Source organism: Micromonospora sp. NPDC047753 (assembly GCF_040642735.1).
Taxonomy (GTDB): Bacteria; Actinomycetota; Actinomycetes; order Mycobacteriales; family Micromonosporaceae; genus Micromonospora.
The window spans coordinates 1-3,863 of record NZ_JBEYSL010000578.1 but is presented as its reverse complement, the minus strand read 5'-3'; the positions used below and the strand labels follow the sequence as shown (position 1 = coordinate 3,863).

The 3,863-nt window shown below is 73.2% G+C and carries 4 protein-coding genes and 1 pseudogene; 2 read left to right on the top strand and 3 right to left on the bottom strand.

All coding sequences use genetic code 11. The features are described from left to right. Both ABZ749_RS31215 and ABZ749_RS31210 read right to left on the bottom strand, forming a co-directional pair. Positions 1-321: pseudogene (locus ABZ749_RS31215) on the bottom strand (bifunctional [glutamine synthetase] adenylyltransferase/[glutamine synthetase]-adenylyl-L-tyrosine phosphorylase); the annotation flags it as partial. Next, positions 321-1,088 (bottom strand): type 1 glutamine amidotransferase, encoded by a 768-nt coding sequence (locus ABZ749_RS31210; protein WP_357234081.1) that lies wholly within the window; start codon positions 1,086-1,088, stop codon positions 321-323. The pseudogene ABZ749_RS31215 and the gene ABZ749_RS31210, both read right to left, overlap by 1 nt. Positions 1,089-1,189: 101 nt before the next feature. Between ABZ749_RS31210 and ABZ749_RS31205 the strand changes: the two genes are divergently transcribed. Beyond that, a complete protein-coding gene (locus ABZ749_RS31205; protein ID WP_357234079.1) occupies positions 1,190-2,125 on the top strand; it encodes an LD-carboxypeptidase in 936 nt (311 codons plus the stop codon). A 144-nt stretch (positions 2,126-2,269) separates the two neighbouring features. On the opposite strand, the gene ABZ749_RS31200 is transcribed toward ABZ749_RS31205, so the two are convergent. Beyond that, positions 2,270-3,148: a virginiamycin B lyase gene (locus ABZ749_RS31200; RefSeq protein WP_357234076.1), complete on the bottom strand. Its 879-nt coding sequence runs from the start codon at positions 3,146-3,148 to the stop codon at positions 2,270-2,272. A gap of 186 nt (positions 3,149-3,334) precedes the next feature. Here ABZ749_RS31200 and ABZ749_RS31195 point away from each other — a divergent pair. Continuing rightward, positions 3,335-3,863: hypothetical protein (locus ABZ749_RS31195; protein WP_357234084.1), on the top strand; the 529-nt coding region annotated here is incomplete at its 3' end.

Below are 3,863 nucleotides of genomic sequence, written 5' to 3'. Positions count from 1 at the left end.
GGCACTGGCCTCGGCGCCGCCTGCGGGCGGGCGGCGGTCGGCGCCGCCTGCGGTGCGGCCCTCGGCGCTGCCTGCGAGTGCGCGGCCCTCGGCCTCCACGATGCGGTGCAGTTGGCGCAGCGCCAGGTCCGGGTCGGCGGCCCGGGACAGCGCGGAGAGCAGCTCCGCGGCGGCCTCGTCGACCGGCTCCTGCTCGACCGGCCGCCACAGTCGCAGCCCCTCCGGGCCGAGCAGGTCCGCGGCGCGCGCGCCACCATCGCCTTCGGCGGTGCCGAAGCCGTACCGGGCCAGTCGGCCCGACGCCCTGGTCGGCCGGCTCATCAGTGCCCGAGCAGCGGCAGGCCGCGCCGCGTCGTGCTGTCGTCCAACTCGCCGAGGGCCAGCGCGGCGAACCGGGCGGCGAACGGCTGCCAGACCTCCTCGACGTCGGCCAGCACCGAGGCGCAGGCCGCGACGACCAGCTCCGGGTCGTAGCCCAGCTCGGCGAGTTGGACCGAGTCGGTGGCCCAGTCGGCGATCATCGCGGCGTCGCACTCGATGTGGAACTGCAACCCCCACGCCCGGTCACCGAGGCGGAACGCCTGATGCGGGTAGCGGGTGGAGGCGGCCAGCAGGGTAGCGCCCCGAGGCAGCTCGGTGATCTCGTCGGCGTGCCACTGGAGCACGTCCGGGATCAACGGCACGTACCGGAACAACGGGTCGTTCTCGGCGGCGTCGCGCCGCCCGACCACGCCGGGGCCGATCTCCGGCCCGGACGGGCTGCGCTCCACCAAGCCGGCGTGTGCGGTGGCGAGCAGCTGCGCGCCCAGGCAGACCGCCAGGGTCGGCACCCGGTACCGGACCGCCTTGCGCAGCAGGCCCTCCACGGCGGGAAACCAGGGCGCGCCGGGCGAGCCGTCCGGCAACGGGTACGCCTGTTGGTCGCCGCCGAGCACCACCAGCGCCGCGTACCCCTCCAGGTCGGCGGGGAGTTCGTCGCCGGCGTGCGGACGCACCACCCACAGCTCCAGCCCAGCCTCGGTCAGCCACTCACCCAGCCGGCGCGCGTCGTCCGTCGGGTCGTTCTCGATCACCAGCGCGGTTGCCACCCGTCGAGGCTAGCCGGTACGCCGCACGGCATCACGCCCCGGCACGGGCCGGGCGGCCGGGTGGCGTTCCCGCCTCGGCCGGGTCGTTAGGCTCTGCGGTTGTGATCAGCGAGGACACCGCCGCCGTACGCCCGCCCGTGCTGCGCCCGGGTGACACGGTGCTGCTGGTGTCGCCGTCCGGGCCAACCTCGCCGGAGCGGGTGGCCAGGGGCATGGAACTGCTCACCGGCTGGGGCCTGCGCCCGGTGCCGGCACCGAACGCGTACGCGCGCCACGGCTATCTCGCCGGCACCGACGACCAGCGTGCCGCCGACCTGAACGCGGCCTTCGCCGACCCTGACGTCCGCGGGGTGATCTGCACCCGCGGCGGCTACGGGGCCCAACGGATCGTGGACGCCATCGACATGGCCGCCGTCCGCCGCGACCCGAAGGTGGTGGCCGGCTTCTCAGACATCACCGCGTTGCAGTTCGCACTGTGGCGGGGCGCCCGCCTGGCCGGGGTGCACGGCCCCGGGGCGGCCTGGCGCGACGAGCGGACGCCGCTGCGCTCCGCCGAATCCCTGCACGCGGCGCTGATGACCACCGAACCGGTGTCGATCACCGCGGTGCCCACCGAGGAGACCTTCGGCGTACGCGTCCCGGGTCGCGCCACCGGCACCCTGCTCGGCGGCAACCTGTGCATGATCGCCGCGTCGATCGGCACGCCCGACCTGCCCGACCTGACCGGTGCGGTGCTGTTGATCGAGGACGTGCAGGAACCCCCGTACAAGGTCGACCGGATGCTCACCCACCTGCGCCGGGCCGGCGCGTTGGACGGACTGGCCGGGGTGGCGGTCGGACAGTTCACCGACTGCGGCGACGGGTGGGACACCACAATCGTCGACGTGCTCACCGAACGCCTCGGCGATCTGGGCGTACCGGTCCTCGGCGGCCTTCCCATCGGCCACGGCCCCAACCAACTCACAGTCCCCATCGGCACCGAGGCAACCCTCGACACCACCACAGCCACCCTCACCGCAACCCCCGCAGTCCACTAACCCCGGCGGTGCTCCCGCCCAGCCCGCCCCACCCCACCCCGCCCCACCCCACCCCGCCCCGGCCCGGCCCGGCCCGGTGATCAAGAGGTTTGCGTCATGTTCGGGGCGGATCCTGACGCAAACCTCTTGATCACCGGGGTTGGGTCAGAGGGGTAGGTGGGCTACTGCTCCGATTTCCAGGGCGGCCCAGATGCCGGTGGGGGTGCGGGTGATGCCGTGCGGTTCGGCGTCGGGGGTGGGAAGGGCGTAGCCCTCGAACCTTCCGGTGGGATCGAGGTGACCGATCCGGTTGGCACCCCACTCGGTGAACCACACGCCGCCGTCCGGGTCGCCCACGATCGCGTGCGGGCGGGCCGCCCGGTCCGGCAGCGGAAACTCGACGATCTCGCCATCCGGGTCGAGGCGACCGAGCTGACCGGCGGCGATCTCCACGAACCAGATGGCGCCGTCAACGCCCACGGTGATGCCGACCGGGCCCGCCTTCACTGTGGGCAGCGGATGCAGCGTCACCCTGCCGTCGAGATCGATCCGGCCGATAGCGTTCCCCTGGTTGAGGGTGAACCAGAGAGCCTGGTCCGCGCCAGCAGTGATCATCGAGGCGAACCCGCCGGTCACCGGCAGCGGGAATGCGGTGTGGCTGCCGTCGGTCCCCACCCGGCCGATGGTGTCAGAGGTCATCCCGGCGTACCAGAGCGCGCCATCAGGCCCAGCCGCGATGCCGCCCGGCCCGGTGTCGGCCGGCAGGGCGATGGTGCGCTGCTCACCGTCGACGGTGATCCGACCGATCCGGTCGTCCCCTGAGCGGGTGAACCAGAGCGCCCCGTCCGACCCTGCCGTGATGATCAACGGACGACCGCCGGCCGGATCCAGCGGGTAGGTCCGGACCGCGCCGTCGGGCGACAACCGGGCGATGCCACCGGCATGGGCCAACGTCAGCCACAACGCGCCGTCCGGGCCAGGCGTGATGCCGTACGGCCCGGCGTCCGGCCCGACAAGTGGAATCTCCCGAATCTCGACGGTCATGCCGCAGTGTCCTTTCCGTCGGTGGATCGTCCACCCTGACCGCTCGGCCAGCGACCACACAACCGATTTCGCCCACCGCCGCCCGGGATTATCAGCTCGCTGACAGGGTCGCCACGGCTTCCGCCCAGACGGCCCGGTCACTGTCGGTGATGACAGCGCAGGATGACCGAACCTCTGGAGGACAGCATGTCCCGCACCATCCGCAGGAAGCACCTGCTGGCCGGCCTGGCCACCGCCGGCGTCCTCGGCGTCGGGATCGCGGCCCCGACGATCGCGTTCGCCGCCGACACACCGACACCGACACCGAGCGCCAGCACCGCCCCGGCTCCCGACGCGGCGCCAGGTGCGAAGGCCGACCGGCAGGGCCAGTTCGCCGAGGAGCTCGCCAAGGAGCTTGGCGTGCCCACCGACAAGGTGACCGCCGCACTGGAGAAGATCCGCGAACAGCACCGGCCGGCCGACCGACCGCAGCGCCCGTCCGCCGAGGACCGTCAGGCCGCACTCAAGCAGCGCCTGGACCAGGCGGTCAAGGACGGCAAGCTCACCCAGGAGCAGGCCGACGCCATCACCAAGGCCGTCGAGGCCGGCGTCTTCCCCGGCCCCGGCGGCCACCGCGGCATCTGGCTGCTGCGCTACCTCGAGTCGCGCTCGGCGGCGAGCGTCGAGGTGGTCGCCCTGTTCCGCAAGCCGGACGCGGTGAAGGTGCCGGTTCCGG

Excerpts from the sequence above, each read along its gene's own strand:
- ABZ749_RS31200 (WP_357234076.1), bottom strand. The coding sequence starts at position 3,148 with ATGACCGTCGAGATTCGGGAGATTCCACTTGTCGGGCCGGACGCCGGG.